The organism is Prevotella sp. AM34-19LB, from assembly GCF_003468525.1.
In the GTDB taxonomy this organism is placed as follows: Bacteria; Bacteroidota; Bacteroidia; order Bacteroidales; family Bacteroidaceae; genus Prevotella.
The window spans coordinates 38,410-58,837 of sequence record NZ_QSIG01000022.1 but is presented as its reverse complement, the minus strand read 5'-3'; the positions used below and the strand labels follow the sequence as shown (position 1 = coordinate 58,837).

Here is a 20,428-nt window from a genome sequence, read left to right as displayed (position 1 = left end):
CAAAAGCAATTTTCCTGCATTTTCAGCATCAAAAACTTTGTAAAATTCATCAATAATACAAAATAATTCTGTAACTTTGTCCTTGGTAATCTCCATAATGATATCTTTTTATGTTTGTAACTAATTGGATTTCACCTACAAAGATACAAAAAATATCGGAGATTACCAACTTTTTTAGGCACTATTTCTTATCCCGAACTGAGGTAATTATGGTCTATGCCAAGACAGATTGAATCTGTTGAACGAGGAGATAAAGGAACAATTTAAAAAGTCCATTTTACAGGAAGCAATTCAAGGAAAACTTGTTCCGCAACTTACTGAGGAGGGTACAGCTCAAGATTTGTTGGAGCAGATAAAGACAGAGAAGCAGAAACTCGTCAAGGAAGGTAAACTAAAGAAGTCTGCCCTCAATGACTCTGTTATCTTCCGTGGTGACGATAACAAGTACTATACCATTAACAAAAAAGAGAGAATCAGTGTTGATGATGAAATACCATTTGATATTCCTAATACATGGGAATGGTGCCGTTTGGGAACACTGTTCTCACATTGCACGGGAAAGGCATTAAATGCGTTAAATCAAAAAGGGGAATTAATGACTTACATTACCACTTCAAATCTATATTGGGATAGATTTGAACTCGATAATCTTAAACAGATGCGTTTTACAGATGAAGAAATAGAAAAATGCACTGCTACATTTGGAGATTTACTTGTCTGTGAAGGTGGAGACATTGGGCGTGCTGCAATATGGAACTATCAATATGATATAAGAATCCAAAATCATATACATAAACTTCGTGCTTACAAGCAACTTTGTACAAAGTTCTTCTTTTGGGTGTTTTATTTCTATAAGGCAACAGGACGAATAGGTGGTAAAGGTATTGGAATACAAGGGCTTTCTTCTAAAGCTTTAGACAAGATTCTTATACCTCTACCCCCATTAAAAGAGCAGCAACGCATTGTTGCTCAAATAGAAAAACTATTTGAGCAACTGCATTAATTGCTCTATCTTTTGGACTATTCGTTTCTGTTCTCGTAAAGGAGGTAAAGGAATAAGAAAATCATTGAATTTGTTTTGGGTTAGTTGATTGATTGTGGTTGTATTACTCACATCTCTCAACTGCCCAAAGAACAAATCAGACTGCAAATAAGCAAACATATATTCGTAAATAGGAGTTTTACATATTGCCATAAATGCGCCAAATGTCATTGGCTCTGTCAAATTCCTTATAAGAGCCGATTTTCCAACTAACCGCTTGCTCCCATTTCTTGCACAAATTATAATGTCATTCTCTTCTATAAGCAATTTTTCTGATATGGAAGAACTTACTCTTACAATATCATCTAATACTAACTTGCCATTTCGTATATTACAGGAACGTAATACGATAGTTCCTTTCTCGTCAATATCTGACGGTTTGTACGTTAGACCAATATAAGAGTTTGATACATTACGAACTCTACACCATTCCCAATTACTTGGGATTTCAAAGGGAATTTGCTCAGTTATATCCAAGCATTTTTGGCCTATCTGCTCATAATACTTGTTATCGTCACCACGGAAGATAACAGAATCGTTGAGGGCAGACTTCTTTAGCTTGCCCTCTTTGACGAGTTTTTGTTTCTCTTCCTTTATCTGTTCAAGCAGTTCTTGTGCTGTACCTTCTTCGGCAAGTTGTGGAACAAGCTTTCCCTGTATAGCTTCTTGCAAGACAGACTTTTTCAACTTTTCATTTAGAACATTGTTCAATAAATCAAGTTTTGTTTGGGCATCATTGTAACGATTTATAGAATGTGCCAACCGTACCATTCCCAATATAATACGATGTTGTTCGGTAATAGGTGGAACAGGTATCAAGAAATTTCTCATACCAGCCAATGGAACATTCTTTATTGTACTACCAGTTGCAACATTTTTTGCGTATTCAGTAAAATATTCTGTCTCCAATATATGTTTGATGTATTGTTTGTCAATGTTATCCATCAAGTTGAAATAGCAAGCACTTTTACCTAAAATCACATTTTCCCCATTATAAAAGGCAACATTACCTAAAGTACCATTTATAGAGACTAAAACTGTTGTAGAATTTAGCAGACGTTTATGTTTTTCTGCCTCTTGTTCACTTACTTTTTTTGTGTCGGCTTTAATCTCAATGCTTCCATTACTTAGGTTATTGCCATTGATAAAATAAACAGTTCCTGTTGCATCGTATTCGGGAGTTCCGTGAATGCCATCTCCCAAAATGGAGGTTATGTTTGACAATCTTGCCCAATTCCATGTTGCTGGTATTTCAAACGGTATCTCCTCATCAATGCACTTCACCTCTCCCGTAGCAAGTATCTTCTCATAATAGGAATTGTCCTCACCACGGTAGATAATGGATGCGTTCTTGTCACGCTTGATTTTCTTCTCCTTGATCAAGCGTTCTTTCTCTTGGCGAATCTTGTCAAGCAAAACGCTTGCAGGCTCGTCATTAGGGTCTTGCGGTACAAGTTTTCCCTGTATCGCCCATTGTAATATGCTGTTCTTTAATTGTTTTCCGTTCATAACATAAGTTTTATCGTAAAGCATCAATTCGCAACAAGTTGTTGGCGAATTATATACTATTTCTAATCTTCATTTTCTGCCTCTTTTACACGCAGTAAGCGTTCATAGTGAACCATGATAGGTTAGGATAGAATGGTATCGCAGATTCGTCAAGCTTGCCATATTTCGCACGTTCCTTTCCATTTTGTTCCTGTGTCACGATACGCCAACCGATAAGCCAGTTGCGAACCACCAATTCTGTTATGCTTGTTAATGCCATTATTATCACCTAATTATTCTTTCATCAATCCTTTTGAGGCTGAAATTATTGTCTGGTCAACAATTTCTTGCAATTGATATGTTGATACACCGATAGGCTTATTTATGTCCTCAAACGACCATTTTACTACCGTATCGTCTTTTGACTTGCAGATAAGCAATCCGATACTTGGGTTATCGTCATCTTTTTTCAACAAATGATCAGCTGCGGAAACGTAGAAATTCAATTTTCCAGCAAACTCAGGAATGAACTTTACCACCTTCAACTCAATTACTACATAGCATTTCAAATGAATATGATAAAAAATCATATCGGGGTAAAAAGATTGACCTCCGGGCATACGCAATTCCATTTGCCTGCCTACATAGGCAAAACCTTGTCCTAATTCCAAAAGGAAACGCGTTATGTTATGAGCCAAAGCGTCTTCCAAGTCTTTTTCATCATAATCTTCCTTCAAATGCAAGAAGTCCAATTTATAAGGGTCTTTCAACACTTCTTCCGCCAACTTACTCTGAGCAGCAGGAAGTTTTGAAGAAAAATTAGTGACAGCACAACCTTGTTTAACATATAGTTTTTCTTCCATTTTATTTTCCAAAGTGCTCCGACTCCAATTGCCTTCAATTGTCTTGTTTATATAAAACAAGGCTTCCTTTACACTATTGCTCTTAGTGAAAATCGATATATGATGTCTCCATGGGACAAGACTGAAATTCGCTGGAAATTCCAATTCGTCACCAAGTTGGTGACGAATTTCATCAGACTGTGCATAGAAACTATACCAACGCTTCATATATTTAAGATTGGTAACTGAAAAACCGTTCTGCTGTGGAAACGTATCTTTTAAGTCAAGGCTAAGTTGGTTTAGCACGCCTTTACCCCAGTGGTCTTCTACCTTCATTGCAACAATATCTTTTCCCAAGGACCAGTAAAAACGAATCAACTCGCTATTTACTTTGACAGAAGCCTTTATTTGCGCATCCTTATAGCGAAGTTTTAGACTTTTAAGCCATTCGTGATATTCTACAGAAGGTACAATACCCTGATTATATGTAAACTCTGGTTTGTTCATATACTATTTTTATTTCATTACAATTCGTCCACATTCACATTTATCCCCAAGATGCGCTGTATCTCCGCCAATGTCTTATCAATTTCATGATCAAGAGCCTTGCGCTTCTTGAAATAGTCAGCAAGCAGTTCGGCAGGAGGCAGGATTTCTTCATCCTCTTTCGGGAACTTGCACAAGTCGAAGTTGCAATCGGTGGCGATAAGGTCTTCAACCGAATAGCAACGGGATTTCTCGTCACCATCAGCAATAATAATCTCCTTACGGTCGTTCCACCACTCACGGATTGGGTCGCAATGTTCCGACTTCATGGACTTTGTCTTGGAGAAATGCTTGTAACCCTCTGGCATATCCAAACGATAGAACCACGTTTCCTTTGTAGAATAACCTTCTGGAGCACCCTCCGCACTGGTATTGTCGAAGAACAAAATATTCGTGGCAATCGAAGTGTAAGGTGCAAAGATACTGCCAGGCAAACGTATAATGGTATGCAAGTTGAAATCTCTGAGTAACTTGGTCTTGATGGCTATCTTTGTGTTGTCCGCTCCAAACAGGAAACCGTCTGGAACAATAACCGCTGCACGACCATTCTTCTTCAGTCGGTACATGATGAGAACCATGAACAAGTCAGCAGTCTCGCTGCTTCGCATATCTGAGGGAAAATGCGACTTTACGTCAGCCTTCTCGTTGCCGCCGTATGGTGGGTTCATCAGTATCACGTCAAACTTGTCGTCGTCAGTATAGTTCAACACATCCTTTGTCAATGAATTGTCGTGATAGACCAAAGGTGTATCTATGCCATGAAGCAACAAGTTTGTTACGCATAGCATATATGGAAATTGTTTCTTCTCAATACCGAATACTGATTGGTTAAACTTCCTGCGGTCTTCTGCTGTTTTCACCTTTTTATCCAGTTCACCCAGCCAACTGGTGATGAAACCACCAGTGCCACATGCAAAGTCGGCCATTTTCTCGCCAATCTGTGGATTCACGATTTCTGCCATGAACTCAGTCAGGGCTCTTGGGGTGTAGAACTCACCAGATGAACCTGCCGACTGCATTTCCTTGAGGATAGTCTCGTATATCTCTCCGAAAGCATGACTCTCTTCATAGTCACCAAGATTCAAACCGTCAATTACATTCAGCACTTGACGAAGTTGAACTCCATCTTTCATATATTGGTTGGCATCCTCAAATGTGGTCTTTACTATTGCTTGGCGGATAGGGGTGTCTGGTGTTACTTCTATCTTTTTGAGCTCCACAAACAATGTGTTGTTGACAAACGAAAGCAGCTCGTCACCAGTCAAGGCATTACCGCTTCCATCGTCATGCGCCCAGTTGCGCCAACGGCATTCTTCTGGAATAATAGATTTGTAATCATCATCGTCCAACTCCCAGTCATTCTCTTTCTCGTCATAAACTTTCAGAAAAAGCATCCATGCCATTTGTTCTATGCGTTGCGCATCGCCATTGATACCAGCATCATTGCGCATGATATTGCGTACTCGTTTTACGAAATTTGATAAACTCATTTTATATTGTTTCTTTTTATGCTATATTATATATTGACTGCTCCAACTCTTTTACGGCCTTCAGATAATCTCTCTTTCCACCGAAGAACTTTACTATATTTGCCTTAGAGCCAAATCGGCGGAAAGGATCGTTTTCAAGCACAGTGAGACTTTCAAGTTCAGAAATGCCTTCTTCCATGTACTTCTCCAGCAAAGCCTCAAGTACCAGCCGTGCCTGCTCACCATATTTGGTGAATATATCACGCTTTTTCACTTGCTCGGCACGTTCCCGCCTCGTCAGGGTCTTCTTGCCGTATGCGATATGGCAGATGAAATCAAAATCATCCACATTGCTCATTTCCTGTGAAGTCTTTAATTCCGCAAGGTCTATGCCTCTTTCTTTCAGCATATCAGCAATGTCTGACTTTTTCTTTAATTCTTTCCATTTGGAGGTAAATGTATCAATGGTTGCAAACGAATCAAGGATATTCTTCTTCGTGTAGTCGGTAATACTCTCCGTGCGAAGCAGCTTGCCATCGGCATCGTAAACGGACACTACCTTATTGACAACCATCACCTGGCATCCTTCTCTATCTACAATCGGTTTTGAGTGTGTAACTGGCGCATTTGTTGAGGACGGAGGAGTGTCTGTGTCCTCTGGAAATGTACGTGGGTCCGTTTCGTTTGGTTTTGCAGGATAGTTTGGGTCAATCTCTATCGGTCCATCCCAATCGGGGTCTGCAAACAAGCGTGTTACATTGCGAAAATCCATCACTGTGAAATTGGTTTTTCCCTCATTCTCACGAAGACGGGTTCCGCGACCTATAATCTGCTTAAACTCTGTCATGGAACCAATCTGCTGGTCAAGCACTATCAGCTTTACCATCTTGCAATCCACACCGGTAGAAAGCAGTTTGCTGGTTGTTGCAATGACAGGATATTCTGAAGATACTGAGATAAAGTAATTCAGTTTGCCTTTTCCATACTCATCGCTACCTGTTATGCGAACCACATAGTCGGGATGTTTCTTGCACATATCGGAATTGGCATTGGTCAATGCCACACGCATGCGTTCAGCGTGAACTTCATCGGCACAGAATACAATGGTTTTCGCCATACGGTCTGTACTTTTCAGATAGTTTGTTATTTCCTGCGCAACTTCCCTTATACGGTCTTCTATAACAATGTTATAATCATAGTCGCTGTTGTTATAAATGCGGTCTTCTATCTCGTTGCCGTAAATATCCTTTTGTCCCTTTGTCGGTCTCCACTCATCGCCAATGTTGGTTGTGATGTTGATGACCTTGAAAGGAGCAAGGAAACCGTCCTCAATTCCGTTTTTAAGACTGTATGTATATATAGGCTCACCAAAGTAGCCAATACTCGACTGGTACTTTGTTTCTTTTGGTGTTGCTGTCATACCTATATGAGTAGCCGAAGAAAAGTATTCCAAAATGTTTCGCCAGTTGCTATCATCCTTTGCGCTACCTCTATGACACTCATCAACGATAACAAGGTCAAAATAGTCTGGATTAGGAAACAACTCCTTATAGTTTTTGGCATCATTCTGTCCAATCAACTGTTGATAGAGTGCAAAGAACACTTGATAGGAACCCAATTCTTCCAAGTGGTTCTTGTCTTTTGAGTAATCTATCTTGTGCGTTACCTTTTCTAATGGTTTGAAATCCTGCTGTATGGATTGGTCAACCAATATGTTTCGGTCCGCAAGATACAACACTTTCTTCTTCAAACCACTTTTAAGTAAACGCCATACAATCTGAAATGCAGTATATGTCTTGCCTGTACCGGTTGCCATGACAAGGAGCACACGGTTTTGTCCTTTAGCAATGGCACCGACTGTGCGGTTTACTGCATTGCGCTGATAATATCGTGGTGGAAAAATGTTCTGTCCTGTACAGAAAGGCTGTTCAATGACAGACAACTCTTGCTTATTAAGTCCGTTACCATCGTTAGCCTCATTTTTATATCTTTCGATAAGTTCTTCTTTTGTTGGAAATTCGTCCATAGCAAAAGTGCGTTCTTTGCCTGTCAAGAAGTCATGTTCGGCAAAACCTTCACCATTTGAACTGTATGCAAACTTAACATCAAGCATTTGGGCATAGGTCATGGATTGTTGCAATCCATGAGAAACAGAATGATTGGCATCCTTTGCTTCTACAATAGCAATGGGTGTTGCCTTATTTGCATAAAGTACATAGTCGGCAAACTTCGGTTTCTCTCTATGCACAAGATTACCATGAAGGTTAATTTTACCGTCAGTAAATTTAACCTTCTGTTCCATGAATATACTATCCTTCGACCATCCCTTGCTTGTGATGGCTTCGTTGAGATAGCGGAACTTGATGTCCTCTTCTGTTAAATCTTTGCTTATGCCCATATTCAAATAATATTTTATTATCAGAAGTTCTACAACATACTAGCTAAGACAGAAACTACGAGTTCATTACACTCTTTCGTTCTCGTCCGTAATCAAATCCTTGAGGTCAACTTCTAAAATCTTTGAGATTTCAAGAAGCGTCTCTAAATCGGGTAGGTATTTATTCCGAGCGTAGCAATAGACCGTGCTAAGGCTCTTACGGGAGATTTGTATTATATGCCCTTAAAATAACTCCAGGATCTTATCGATTATCTTTTCGATGCTGGAAGAATCGGTGGTTTCGTCGAGCTTCTGGTTGATTTTCTCTTCTACCTTCTTGCTCACTTTATCTGCCGCCTTATCGAAAGCCTGATTGGCTTTCTCTTCCAGTTTCTTCTGCATTCTTGTGCTGAGGCTGCCTTCATCGCTGTCAGCCTGGTCTTCTGAATCTGAGCTATCCATATTAGGATTGTCAGAGGATACATTTGATTCTGACTCCTCGATATGGAGATTATCGGCTGATTCCAGTGCTTTCACCATATCGTCGGCATTCATCGTATAGACGTTGCCGAGAATACCGAAACTCACGGTGTGCGGCTTGCCGTTGAACTCTACAGAACCCGTAGAGCAAACGATATAGTTGTGGTATTCGAAAAGCTGGTTCATCGCTTCGTCCATCATGCTGCCAGCCATCATCTTGGCTACAGAGCGGAGTGCCTGCGAGAAGAAATTGTTGTCGGTAGATCCTACCGCCTTTTCTACCGCCTTGCTTGCCTCCGTGCGAACCTTCTCCTTATGAGCGTCTGCGCCCGGATTGGTTACGGCAAATATGGCAAGGATGAAAATGATGAGACCTATTACCAGCTTCATTGCGAAATGGCTCGTCTTCTTCTTTGGCTGCTGCTGGAAATTCGAATTCATCGCTGCTCCCTGCTGGAATCCCTGCTGATAGGCTTCCTGCTGGGCTTTCTGATAATCCTGCTGCTGAGCCTGCTGCTGGTTGGCTCTTATTGCTTCCAGTACAGCTCTCAGTTCCTCTACTTTCCAGGCAGGAGTCCAATCTGCCATACCCTGTTTCCACACCAGTGTTTCGGGACTGATGCCCTTCTGTACGAGTTGATCGAAACTGAAAGGACCAGCCTGCTGTCCATTATGATCGATTATAAAAAATTCCATCTTTGTCCTTTAAATTTTTAAATGTGAACAATTTACTTGATGAGTACTAAGCCCACTTGAAAAAGTAGTTTCGGGTTCTTTACGATAAACTTTCCCATGTTAGTGGGTTGCCTTCCACCATCCTGTCTTCTCTCTTCCCTTGAGGGCTACACTGTGTTGGCTCGGGTCGGAGATGGAAAGGCCGCAATAGCTCTTCACCTGGAAGGTGGTTCCTCTATATGAGTCCTTCAGCATGGTAAATGCCTCATCGGTATGCGCTGCAGCCTTGATGGTTTTCTGCATCTGGGCGGCAAACTGATCTTTCAGGTAACCGCTTGGCTTGAGGCTATCTACATATGCCGACATATCATAGAATAGGTTGGGAGTGAAGCCGTCGAGAGGTTGGATTGTTTCCAGAGGAATGGAGGAATCAAGCGTATATTTGCTGTTGATTTCCTTCATGACGCTAGCCAGGTTATCCATCTCGCGGCAGTCGATGGCTGCCATGTTGCAATAAGGTACTTCGCTGGATTTGTAGAAGTTGACAATACCGTTCACGATGCCGGAATAGTTGGGTGTTGCGGAATTGAGCATGCTCCAGATGCTCCGGTATGGAATGCCCATACCCATCACCTCGCTGCTCGAACTGATGAGATAGTTGGTGACATCCTTCAGCTCGTATGCTGTCTCCACATTTCCCATATAGCAGGCATCGAAGAGGATGTATTGCATCTTCAGTCCGCTCTGTCTGATTCCTTCTGCCAGGGTTGGGATGTCCATGGCATAACTCTTGGAATTTACACTTCCGAAGAAGCGGGTGACCGGATGGTCTGGGTCGCTGCCAAACTGGATGCCGCTGAATGTACTGGATGGCTTGCCGGCTGTGGCTGTGCTTCCGAAGCTAGGACGGGCATAGTTCGGATAATTCACCCAATCTTCTGCATAGGTCCATCCGGAACCATGTACTCCGATGATGAGGGCATAGTTGAGAGCCTCGGCATTTTGCTTCACCTCATTGAGAAGGTTGGCGAATCCCTCTGCCGTGCAATAGCTGTTGTCCTCGTAGGTCTTCACGGGCACACGCTTCACCGTCTTGCTGGCGGCATCGTACTGCAGATCGTAGAGTGTGCTCTTGTTGTATTTCTCGCTGAAAAATACCATCACACGTGAGTCACTAAGTCCTTTTTTGGCTACGATACCCTGGCAGATGCTGTCGATGTTGTTTGCAAGGTATTGCTTCAAACCCGAACTGGTGGTACTGCCTGTCCATGGATAATATACCAGGATGGTCTGCTTGTTGACGCTATCCACATCAAAAGCCTCGTCGCTACAACTGGTGAAAGTCATGGCGAACGAAAACATACATATAAATAAGGTGAAAAGCTTCTTGATCATAATAAAAAAGTTGAATGTTGAATGCTGAATGCTGAGTTGCAGAATGGCTGACGAATTCATCCGTCTGAGATTCTGCATTCATCATTCTACACTCAACATTCAACATATATAAAAAAAGAATCTGTTACTTCTTCTATAAAAAGAATCTGTTACTTCTTCTTGAGTTCCTCGATGGTAGCCTTGAGGGCTGCAATCTTCTCTACAGAGTCGCTTTCCTTCTTGCGCTCCAGGGCAACAACCTTCTCAGGTGCGTGAGCAACGAAGTTCTCATTGCTGAGCTTCTTGCGTACACCCATCAGGAAGCCCTCCAGGTGCTTGAGCTGGGCCTCTGCCTTCTCAATCTCGGCTGCCACGTCGATGAGGTCGCCCAATGGTACGGCAAACTCGTCGGTGCCTACCATGAAGCTGGATGCATCGGCACTCTTCTCGGCGATGACCTCAATCTTGTCGAGGTTGGCCATCTTCAGCGTTACGTCGTTGTAAGCCTCGAAATCGTTCTTGCCTACTACCTGCAGAGACAACTGCTCCTTCTGGGCAATGTTCTTCTGGTTGCGAACGGTACGAACACCGGCGATAATCAGCTTCACAGCCTCGATATCTGCAGCCAACTTCAGCTCCTCAGCTGTAGGTGCAGGAATCTCCAGCTTCTCGCGCATGATGCTCTCGCCATCCTTGCGGTCGTAGATGTGCTGCCACAATTCCTCGGTGATGAATGGCATGAATGGATGCAACATCTTCAGGAGGGCATCGAAGAAGCGGAGGGTAGCGTCGTAGCTCTTCTGGTCGATAGGCTGGCCGTAAGCTGGCTTCACCATCTCCAGGTACCAGGATGAGAACTCATCCCAGAACAGCTTATATACAGTCATCAATGCCTCAGAGATACGGTAGTCCTTAAACTGCTTCTGCATCTCCTCGTTCACCTCCTTGAGCTTGGCATCAAACCACTTCACGGCGATTTCTGCACTCTTAGGCTGCTCGATATCTGCAGTTTCCCAACCCTTCACGAGGCGGAAGGCATTCCAGATCTTATTGTTGAAGTTACGTCCCTGCTCGCAGAGGCTCTCGTCGAAGAGAATGTCGTTGCCTGCTGGTGCACTGAGCATCATACCCATACGAACACCATCGGCACCAAACTTGTCAATCAGAACCAGTGGGTCTGGTGAGTTGCCGAGACTCTTGCTCATCTTGCGGCCGAGCTTATCGCGAACGATACCTGTGAAATATACGTGCTTGAATGGCATCTTGCCACGATACTCGTAGCCAGCCATGATCATACGTGCTACCCAGAAGAAGATGATATCCGGACCTGTTACGAGGTCGGAAGTAGGGTAGTAGTAGTTGATCTCCTCATTGTCAGGATGCTCGATACCATCAAACAGAGAGATAGGCCACAACCATGAAGAGAACCAGGTGTCGAGGCAGTCGCTCTCCTGCTCCAGGTCCTCAGCCTTGATGCTGGCGTTCTTTTCCTGAGCGAGCTTCAGAGCCTCCTCAGCAGTCTCTGCTACCACGAAATCCTTCTTGCCGGCATTATCGAAGTAGTAAGCAGGGATGCGATGACCCCACCAGAGCTGACGGCTGATACACCAGTCCTTGATGTTCTCCAACCAGTGGCGATAGGTGTTCTTGTACTTCTTAGGATAGAACTCGATGTCATCGTCCATTACAGGAGGAAGAGCGATGTCGGCAAAGTGCTGCATCTTGAGGAACCACTGTGTAGAGAGCTTTGGCTCGATAGGCACATTGGTACGCTCAGAGAAGCCCACCTTATTATTATAGTCCTCAATCTTCTCCATCAGACCGGCGTTCTGAAGGTCGATGGAAATCTGCTTGCGCACATCCATGCGGTCCATGCCTACATAGAGACCTGCTGCCTCGCTGATGGTACCGTTGTCGTTGAAGATATCGATGGTTTCCAAACCGTGCTTCAAACCGAGGGCGTGGTCGTTGATATCGTGAGCTGGAGTCACCTTCAGGCAACCAGTACCGAACTCGATATCTACGTATGAATCCTCGATGACAGGAATCTCGCGGTTTACGAGAGGTACAATCACGTGCTTGCCCTTCAGCCAGGTATTCTTCTTATCCTCAGGGTTGATACACATGGCAGAGTCGCCCATGATAGTCTCCGGACGGGTGGTTGCTACCACGGCATAGTAACCCTTCTCATCCTTGTGCATCACGTTCTCCTCGTCCACCTGCTGGCAGTCCTGCTCTACCACGTAATACTTCAGATGATAGAGTTTAGAGTGCTCGTCCTTGTAGATAACCTCCTCGTCAGAGAGGGCAGTCTGAGCCTTAGGGTCCCAGTTAACCATTCGCACGCCACGATAGATGAGTCCCTTCTGGTAGAGGTCGCAGAATACGTGGATAACGGCACGGGAGCGGGTCTCGTCCATGGTGAAGGCTGTGCGGTCCCAGTCGCAGCTGGCACCGAGCTTACGGAGCTGCTTGAGGATGATGCCGCCGTGCTCGTGAGTCCAGTCCCAAGCGTGCTTGAGGAACTCTTCGCGGGTAAGGTCAGTCTTCTTGATACCCTGCTGGGCGAGGCGGTTAACCACCTTAGCTCGGTAGCGATACTAGCGTGGTCGGTACCTGGTACCCAGCAAGCGTTCTTGCCCTCCATGCGTGCACGGCGAACGAGAATATCCTGGATCGTATTGTTGAGCATGTGTCCCATGTGGAGCACACCCGTAACGTTTGGTGGAGGGATTACCACCGTATAAGGTTCACGACCATCTGGCTTAGAGCAGAAAAGCTTGTTGTCGAGCCAGTACTGATACCATTTACTTTCCACTGCTTGTGGATCGTATTTACTTGCTAATTCCATTGTTTCTATCTAATTTTTATTCTTTTTCTTTCTTTTTCCTTAAAAAACGGTGCAAAGATACGAATTTTTGAGCGAAAATCATTATCTTTGCAGCATAAATTACGTATTTTTACATAAATATAGTGCCAATGATTTGTTGAAGAATAAAAAGTAATAGTTATGGAAGCATATTTGTTTTTTAATGTAATGATGTTTGTGTTTGCATTGTCTTTTGTCATTTTCCTCAACACGAAAGCCGGGAAGAAATGGAAAGATAATCTTTAATGTGAGGTTAGAGTTATGCATACGAAAGAAGAGAAAATGGCGGCATTCAGCCGCTTGCTGGATGTGCAGGACCGTTTGCGCCTGCAGTGTCCATGGGATAAGAAGCAGACATTCGAGAGCCTTCGTCCGAATACCATCGAGGAGACTTTCGAGCTTTGTGATGCCTTGATGAAGCGCGATTACAAGGATATCAAGAAGGAGTTGGGCGATGTGCTGGAGCACGTGATGTTCTATAGCATCATCGGCAGAGAAGACGGCGAGTTCGATATCTGTGATGTCTGCAATCAGGAGGCCGATAAACTGATGTTCCGCCATCCTTTCATCAACTGGAAGGAAGAGGGCGAATGGACAGTGGCGAATCCTGATATGTATATCAATGATGAGGGACAGGTGGTATATAAGGAGTCGGAAGAAACGGCAACTGGTAAGGCTGAGGCGGGAAGCTCGGAAGAAACCCTGGCTCTTGGTGCCAGCAAACCTAAGAATGCTGCCTCGGTAGAGAAAACCTGGGAGCAGATTAAGCAGCAGGAGAAAGATGGCAACGAGCGTGTTCTGAGCGGTGTGCCAAATTCCCTGCCATCCCTTATCAAGGCCTATCGCATTCAGGACAAGGCACGAAACGTGGGCTTCGACTGGAAGGAGAAGGAGGACGTATGGGATAAGGTACAGGAAGAACTGGAAGAACTCAAGGTAGAACTTGCCAAGGGTGATAAGGAGAATTCTACCCAGGAACTCGGCGATTTCCTCTTCTCCGTAATCAATGCAGCCCGTCTCTATAAGCTCAATCCTGACAATGCGCTGGAGAAAACAAACCAGAAGTTTATCCGCCGTTTCAACTATGTGGAAGATCATTCCTTAAAGCAGGGTAAGAATCTGAAAGACATGAGCTTGGAAGAAATGGATAAACTGTGGGATGAAGCCAAGAAGCTGGAAAGACAAGAAGCAGGAAAGACAAGATAAATAGAACGTTTTTATAACAACAAAAACTATAAGGATTATGAAAAGATTAGTTTATATGATGATGGCTTTGGTGGTACTCTTTGCTGCCAATAGCTGTAAGGATAAGAAGACCGCACAGGTTATCAGTCCTACAGATTCCCTCGATCTGGAGGAGGTTGCCGATGATTCAACCATCTACGGTGTATGTGGTGAGGGAACATCTATGCACAATCTGGAGCTGATTTCTGATGAGGGAGATACGCTCTCTGTCTTCATTGATGATGAGAAGCCAGACATCGTACAGGGTGGTTTGCTGGCAGGCGACCGCATCGCTCTTATCGGTTACAAGGCACAGGATGGAGAGATGATGGCACAGAAAATCATCAATCTTACTTCACTCTTGGGCAAGTGGACTTCACTCGACAAGAACTTCGACTTGCTGGAAGGCGGAGAGGTAAAAAACAATGTGAAGGCTGAGACCAATCCTTGGACTTCATGGAAAATCCTGAACGGAAAGCTACTGCTCAACAAGGATACCTTTGCCATCGATAAACTGGGATCTGACAGCTTGATGCTCGAGAATACCCAGGGCATCTATGTCTTCAAGCGCCAGGAGTAAATAGTCATTCTAATTTTAGATTAAGTTGGAACCATTTAAGATACATATACTGGGGTGTGGCAGTGCGCTGCCAACCCTGAAACACAATGCTTCCTCGCAGCTCATTGAGATGCGGGGAAAATGCTATATGATAGATTGTGGCGAGGGCGCACAGATGCAGTTCCGTCGCTCTCATATCCATTTCTCCAAGCTCAATGCCATCTTCATCACTCACATGCATGGAGATCATTGCTTTGGCTTGATGGGCTTGCTTTCTACGCTGGGAATGCTTGGACGTACATCTAAGTTAAGAATCTATGCTCCAAAGGATTATGCTCCTCTGTTTAAACAACAGGTAGAATTCTTTATGCAGACGATGGAATACGAGATGGAAATGATTCCTGTGGATACGGAGAAGCAGCAGATTATCTACGAAGACCATTCGCTCACGGTAGAGACGGTGCCTCTGAAACATCGTCTGCCATGCTGCGGCTATATCTTCAGAGAGAAGCCTACGCTGCCTCATATCAAGAGAGATATGATAGATTACTACGGCATCCCGATCAGTCAGATCAACAACATCAAGAATGGGGCTGACTGGACCAACGAAGATGGCGAGGTGATTCCGAATGCCCGTCTGGTGACACCTGCCGACCAACCTCGCAGTTATGCCTATATGAGTGATACCCGATATATTCCGAATCTCTGGGAAAAGGTGAAGGGGGTAACTGTGCTTTATCACGAAAGTACTTATACTTCGGAACAGGAAGACCGGGCTAAGATCTACAACCATAGTACGGCAAAGCAGGCTGCGATGGTGGCAAAGGCTGCCGGGGTAGGCAAGTTGCTCCTGGGACATTATAGTGCGAGATATAATGATGAGACGGTTCTGCTGAAAGAGGCCAAAGAGATTTTCGAGGAAAGCTATCTCACCAATGAGGGAATGATTATCTCGGTATAAAAATAGCCTTGCATCAAAAAAAGTTCATTTTTGGTGCAAGGTTTTGTGTTGCTATTCGTTTAATGTATAAAAGATAGAGAAAATTGGAATCTGAAAAACTACTTTTGGATGACATAAAGGGCGGCAGTCGGGCAGCGATGCACCGGCTCTACGACCGCTACGTAGGATATGCCATGGCGGTAGCGCTGAGGTATGTCCCTTTACGTGATGATGCGGAGGATGTGGTGCAGGATAGTTTTGTGAAACTTTTCTCTGGTATTGCCAACTTCGAGTACAGGGGCGAAGGTTCGCTGAAGGCGTGGTTTCTTCGGATTGTGGCAAATGAGGCCATCAGCTTTACTAGAAAGCAGAGTCGCATTACTTTCGTGGATGAAGTTCCGGAAGATGTGAGTGACGACGAACCGGAGGTAGAACGGGTGCCGCCTGCCGTATTGACGAAGATGATCGGTGAATTGCCCGAGGGCTATCGACTGGTTCTGAACATGTTTGTGTTTGAGCAAAGAAGCCATAAGGAAATTGCTGATCTGCTGGGCATCAAGGAGAGTACCTCTGCCTCGCAATATCTAAGAGCCAAGAAGTTTCTGGCAAAGAAAATAAATGAATATCTAAATAATATAAACGAGAAAGAATATGAGTAATCAAGATTGGACAAGCAAACTTCAAGACCAGTTGGCAGGCTATCAGGAGTCTGTCAGCCACGACTTGTGGGCAGGCATTGAACAATCGCTTGCTCAGAATGATATAGAATCAGTTTCGTCGAATCCACAGGCAATAGTTTCTGAAAGTTCAGAATCTTCAGATTTCCACGTTGGTTCAGAGGCTAAAAAGAAAGCCAGGATTGTCTATTTTAAGCGATGGTCTGCGGCTGCAGCAGCTGTGGCATTGTTGGGAATAGGAGGAAGCTATATTTATCTGCATCAGGAGGAAGTAGAAAAGGGTAATTTGCAATTGGCTTCTCTTTCTTCCCGCGTCGTTTCAGCGGATTTGCCATCCGCTGCACCCCATACCGTTTCATCGGATTTGCCATCCGCTCCATCCCATGCTGTTTCATCGGATTTGCCATCCGCTGCATCCCATGTCGTTTCATCGGATTTGCCATCCGCTGCACCCCAAAAGAAGAAGGGTAATGTTCTAGAGAAAGAATCTGAGAATAAAATTTCTTTGCTAGCCGATAATCATGCTGCAGCGTATGCTTCTCAATCTTATCATTTTGACAAAAATGAGGAGGTTTCAGGCTGGTCGATGCAACTCTATGCCGAAAACCTGACGTCAAGTTTGGGCGGTGTTAATTCTGATGCATCTGGAAGCTATCGTGATTATAGTTATGGCACGATGGCAGAGCCGATGCCTGGAGTCATCCCTGATCCAACGGCTGGAGGCATATATGGAGAAGAATATCTCTTGGCATCCTGTAAGGCGATTCAAAGAAACCAGCAGGTGAATGCCAAGCATCATGCTCCTGTATCTGTTGGTTTGCAGGTAGCCTTTGGCATTGCACCTCGTCTGTCTTTGAGTACGGGTATGGTATATACACGCACTTCTTCTGATTTTTATCCATATGCATCAAGTAATAGCTACAATGTTCATCAGGTGCTTCATTATGTGGGTATTCCGGTGGGATTGAATTATGAATTCTGGCAGAGCGGAGGCTTCCATGCTTATCTGATGGCTGGTGCTGAGGCTGATTATAATGTGAAGAATGATACCGAAGAAGAGGGAGTAAAGAAAGAGAATGCCAAGCGAGACAGGGTGCAGTTCTCAGGAAAGGCTTCGCTCGGTGCGCAGTATGACATCACGCCAAAGGTGGGTCTGTATATCGAACCGGGTGCTAAATATTATTTTGATAACGGAAGCCATGTGGAGAATACCTTCAAGGATAAGAAGTTGAATTTCAATCTCCAGTTCGGTTTGAGATTCAATCTATAGTATAAAAAACAGAACTTTCGCACATGCGAAAGTTCTGTTTTTTTTATTTTATTTCTTCAAAAGCTTCTCACTCATATTGAGAGCAGCCTTTCTACCATCTCCCATGGCAAGGATCACGGTGGCACCACCTCTTACGATGTCGCCGCCGGCATAGATCTCCTCAATAGAGCTCTGCATCTGGTCATTTACGGCAATCGTATTCTTTCTGCCAAGTTCCAATCCCTCGATGCTCTGAGGAACGAGTGGGTTAGGGCTTACGCCAACAGCTACGATTACCTGGTCGCACTCCAAAGTGATGGTCTCGCCTGTTGCTTCCGGACGGCGACGGCCGCTGGCATCTGGCTCACCGAGCTGCATCACATCCAGGACTACAGCCTTTACTGCGCCCTTCTCATCAGCCAGATATTCCTTTGGATTATGTAAGGTCATGAAGTTGATGCCTTCTTCCTTGGCATGTTTCACCTCCTCAAGTCGGGCTGGCATCTCTGCCTCCGAACGGCGATAAACCAATGTAACTTCGGCACCAAGTCGCTTGGCGGTGCGGCAGCTGTCCATCGCAGTGTTTCCGCCACCTACTACAAACACCTTCTTACCCAGGTTGATAGGGGTGTCGGTATGAGGGTTGGCTGCATCCATCAGGTTCACACGGGTAAGATACTCGTTGGATGACATAATGTTCAAGGCATTCTCACCAGGGATATTCATGAAGTTAGGAAGTCCTGCTCCCGAGCCAACGAAGAATCCCTTGAATCCCTGTTCTTCCAAATCCTTCACGGAGATAGTCTTGCCCACGATGCAGTCGGTAATGAACTTCACACCCATCTTCTGGAGATTCTCTATCTCTACATCCACGATGGCATTAGGCAATCGGAACTCTGGGATACCATATTTCAATACTCCGCCAATCTCGTGAAGAGCCTCGAACACGGTGACGTCGAATCCCTTCTTTGCCATATCGCCTGCAAAGCTCAAACCTGAAGGACCTGAACCCACAACCGCCACCTTGATGCCATTTGCCTCATCGCATTCTGGTACAGAGATGTTGCCGCTCTGACGCTCGTAGTCGGCTGCGAAACGCTCCAGGTAGCCGATGGCAACGGCTGGCTCGTTCATCTTGAGATGTACGCACTTGCTCTCGCACTGCTTCTCCTGCGGACAAACACGGCCGCAAACGGCTGGCAGGGCAGAGGTGTTCTTCAGAACTTTGGCTGCGGCAAGGAACTGTCCACGCTCGATGTTCTTGATGAAGGATGGTATGTTGATGCTTACAGGGCAACCCTCCATACAGGTAGGCTTCGGACAGTCGAGACAGCGCTTTGCCTCGGTTAAAGCCATCTCCTTGGTCAAACCGATGTTAACTTCCTCTGTGCGGGTCGTTGCACGATAAACTGGGTCCAGCTCTGGCATCTTGACGCGCTCGATAGCGGTGCGCTCCTTTGCTTTCATCGAAGCACGTAACTCCTTGCGCCACTCTGCGTTACGGTCGGTCAGTTCTTCTATTGGTGCATCTGTTGGCTCTACATCCATCGTAATGTCTGTAGTCTCCTTCTTCTTTTCGGCATCCACCGTAGCCAGATGCTCCTCGAAGTGCTCCATCTCTTCGCGCTCTACGTCCTTGAAGGTACCCATACGCTTGAACATCTCATCCCAATCTACGAGAGCACCGTCAAACTCAGGACCGTCGATGCAGACAAACTTGGTCTTGCCGCCGATGGTCAGGCGGCAGGCGCCGCACATACCGGTACCATCCACCATAATGGTATTGAGCGATACATCAGTAGAGAGATTATATTTCTGGGTGAGGAGGCAGCAGAACTTCATCATGATAGGAGGACCGATGGCGAACACCTTGTCGATGTGCTCCTGGTTGATGAGCTTTTCGATGCCCACGGTTACTACGCCTTTCTCGCCATAGCTTCCGTCATCGGTCATGATGATGAGTTCATCACTGGATGCACGCACTTCATCTTCCATGATGACGAGGTCCTTGCTTCTACCAGCGATAACACTGAGTACTCGGTTGCCTGCAGCTTTCAGTGCCTTGATGATAGGGAGCATGGGAGCCACGCCTACGCCACCGCCAGCACAGATCACGGTACCGAAGTTCTCGATGTGGGTAGGGTTTCCGAGTGGACCTACCACGTCGTGAATCTCATCGCCCTCGTTTAAGGCGCAGAGCTTGGTAGAGGAGAGTCCTACCTTCTGTACCACCAGGGTGATAGTACCTTTCTCGATATCAGCATCGGCGATGGTCAGCGGCATGCGCTCGCTGTTGTTATCTACACGGATGATGACGAAGTTGCCAGCCTTGCGGCTCTTGGCGATGAGTGGAGCTTCTACATCGAAACGGAATACCTTCTCAGAGTATTGTATTTTCTTGATAATCTTGTTCATGGGCTATTAACTTTTTATGTTGAATACTATCTGTGATTCTATTTCTTATTAGTTGTCTTGATGTTTGCTCATGGTATATAAAACGCAAAAGGATAACTGCGGCCGCCTTTTGGGTAGCCGAAGTTATCCTCGTACATTCTGTTATTCTTGTTTCGAAAGAACTCGGAGTTCTGACGATTTTTTTCTTGATTTCCCGAAGAAC

General features: G+C 44.8%; 14 protein-coding genes and 3 pseudogenes. 6 read left to right on the top strand and 11 right to left on the bottom strand.

Going from position 1 to position 20,428, the window contains the following annotated elements; all coding sequences use genetic code 11:
- Positions 1–96 (bottom strand): annotated as a pseudogene (locus tag DW830_RS17090) (IS982 family transposase); the annotation flags it as partial.
- Positions 97–238: 142 nt separating this feature from the next.
- On the opposite strand from DW830_RS17090, the gene DW830_RS08500 reads away from it, so the two are divergent.
- Positions 239–1,003 (top strand): restriction endonuclease subunit S, encoded by a 765-nt coding sequence (locus DW830_RS08500; RefSeq protein ID WP_233544445.1) that lies wholly within the window; start codon positions 239–241, stop codon positions 1,001–1,003.
- Here DW830_RS08500 and DW830_RS08495 read toward each other — a convergent pair.
- The 9 genes and pseudogenes from DW830_RS08495 to DW830_RS08460 form a co-directional block, all read right to left on the bottom strand.
- Positions 983–2,551 carry a restriction endonuclease subunit S gene (locus DW830_RS08495; RefSeq protein WP_119249572.1) on the bottom strand — a complete coding sequence of 523 codons (1,569 nt, stop codon included), beginning with the start codon at positions 2,549–2,551 and terminating at the stop codon, positions 983–985. The genes DW830_RS08500 and DW830_RS08495 overlap by 21 nt on opposite strands.
- An 85-nt stretch (positions 2,552–2,636) precedes the next feature.
- Entirely contained in the window at positions 2,637–2,810 is a 174-nt protein-coding gene (locus DW830_RS15670) for a DUF1016 domain-containing protein (RefSeq protein WP_147487239.1), read from the bottom strand.
- A gap of 13 nt (positions 2,811–2,823) precedes the next feature.
- Entirely contained in the window at positions 2,824–3,879 is a 1,056-nt protein-coding gene (locus tag DW830_RS08490; RefSeq protein ID WP_119249569.1) for a YhcG family protein, read from the bottom strand.
- Positions 3,880–3,896: 17 nt separating this feature from the next.
- On the bottom strand, positions 3,897–5,408 hold the full coding sequence (locus DW830_RS08485) for a class I SAM-dependent DNA methyltransferase (protein WP_119249568.1): 1,512 nt from the start codon (positions 5,406–5,408) through the stop codon (positions 3,897–3,899).
- Positions 5,409–5,424: 16 nt separating this feature from the next.
- Positions 5,425–7,785, bottom strand: coding sequence for an EcoAI/FtnUII family type I restriction enzme subunit R (gene hsdR, locus DW830_RS08480; RefSeq protein WP_119249567.1), 2,361 nt, complete (start codon positions 7,783–7,785; stop codon positions 5,425–5,427).
- A gap of 66 nt (positions 7,786–7,851) precedes the next feature.
- Positions 7,852–7,983, bottom strand: a pseudogene (locus DW830_RS16520) (transcriptional regulator); the annotation flags it as partial.
- 24 nt (positions 7,984–8,007) lie between these two features.
- Entirely contained in the window at positions 8,008–8,940 is a 933-nt protein-coding gene (locus tag DW830_RS08470) for a GYF domain-containing protein (RefSeq protein WP_119249566.1), read from the bottom strand.
- Positions 8,941–9,039: 99 nt separating this feature from the next.
- Complete coding sequence (locus DW830_RS08465) at positions 9,040–10,314, bottom strand: clostripain-related cysteine peptidase (RefSeq protein ID WP_119249571.1); 1,275 nt, start codon at positions 10,312–10,314, stop codon at positions 9,040–9,042.
- Between the two features lie 149 nt (positions 10,315–10,463).
- Positions 10,464–13,144: pseudogene (locus tag DW830_RS08460) on the bottom strand (valine--tRNA ligase).
- Positions 13,145–13,423: 279 nt separating this feature from the next.
- Here DW830_RS08460 and DW830_RS08455 point away from each other — a divergent pair.
- From DW830_RS08455 to DW830_RS08435, 5 genes are all read left to right on the top strand, one after another.
- Positions 13,424–14,368, top strand: coding sequence for a YabN family protein (locus DW830_RS08455; RefSeq protein ID WP_119249565.1), 945 nt, complete (start codon positions 13,424–13,426; stop codon positions 14,366–14,368).
- 37 nt (positions 14,369–14,405) lie between these two features.
- Complete coding sequence (locus tag DW830_RS08450; RefSeq protein WP_119249564.1) at positions 14,406–14,966, top strand: hypothetical protein; 561 nt, start codon at positions 14,406–14,408, stop codon at positions 14,964–14,966.
- Positions 14,967–14,991: 25 nt separating this feature from the next.
- A complete protein-coding gene (locus DW830_RS08445) occupies positions 14,992–15,906 on the top strand; it encodes a ribonuclease Z (RefSeq protein WP_119249563.1) in 915 nt (304 codons plus the stop codon).
- Positions 15,907–16,010: 104 nt separating this feature from the next.
- Entirely contained in the window at positions 16,011–16,544 is a 534-nt protein-coding gene (locus tag DW830_RS08440; RefSeq protein ID WP_317125387.1) for an RNA polymerase sigma factor, read from the top strand.
- Positions 16,537–17,832, top strand: coding sequence for an outer membrane beta-barrel protein (locus DW830_RS08435; protein ID WP_119249561.1), 1,296 nt, complete (start codon positions 16,537–16,539; stop codon positions 17,830–17,832). The genes DW830_RS08440 and DW830_RS08435 overlap by 8 nt, the downstream gene beginning before the upstream one ends.
- 48 nt (positions 17,833–17,880) lie before the next feature.
- On the opposite strand, the gene DW830_RS08430 is transcribed toward DW830_RS08435, so the two are convergent.
- Positions 17,881–20,226 carry a bifunctional dihydroorotate dehydrogenase B NAD binding subunit/NADPH-dependent glutamate synthase gene (locus DW830_RS08430; RefSeq protein WP_119249560.1) on the bottom strand — a complete coding sequence of 782 codons (2,346 nt, stop codon included), beginning with the start codon at positions 20,224–20,226 and terminating at the stop codon, positions 17,881–17,883.
- Between the last annotated feature and the right edge of the window lie 202 nt (positions 20,227–20,428).